Genomic DNA, 618 nt, shown 5'->3' with positions numbered 1-618 from the left:
ATTTGAATCTTTGAGATAGCCGTAAGGTGGATTTACTGTGACACGCTCGCCAGCTCTCGCTTTAGCTTGCACCACCGCCCGAATCTTCTTGCTGGTATCTGCCGCATACATTTCATCCATTAAACTCTTGATTGGCAAGAAAATAGAATTAGTTTCATTAGGCTTATTTGAATCTACACCATCATTTAAAGCAATAAAGCGAACATCAAAGCTAGGAAAAGTGATTTCCGTTAGTTGACCAACCTTGATATAAGACCGCCCTAAACGGCTTAAATCCTTAACGACGAAGTTTGAAACTTGCCGATTTTCCACCAAACGCAGAGCTTCCGAAATAGCTGGACGGTCGAAGTTTGTTCCACTGAAACCATCATCAACGAAAAGAACTGGATTTGGCAGTTTTTCTCTCGCTACCACATCAAGAAGAATATTCTTCTGATTAATAATTGAGTTACTATCTCCGTCCAGTCCATCATCTTGACTTAAGCGACAATAAATCACCGTAATATCTGAAAGTTTTGAAGTATCTACTTGTTTATAATCTGAAATTGTCAAAGTTCTGTTCATGTGTTTTCTCCTTTTGGAGTTCACACACCTTATAATCCTATTATACCATTTTTA

1 protein-coding gene is annotated in these 618 nt (G+C 38.3%); it reads right to left on the bottom strand.

The features are described 5' to 3' along the window. Positions 1–564, bottom strand: a 564-nt coding sequence (locus HMPREF0851_RS15220) for a recombinase family protein (RefSeq protein ID WP_001082310.1), incomplete at its 3' end; no start/stop codon positions are given. Positions 565–618: the final 54 nt, after the last annotated feature.

Source organism: Streptococcus sp. M334, assembly GCF_000187745.1.
In the GTDB taxonomy this organism is placed as follows: Bacteria; Bacillota; Bacilli; order Lactobacillales; family Streptococcaceae; genus Streptococcus.
This window is presented reverse-complemented; position numbering and strand designations above follow the sequence as displayed.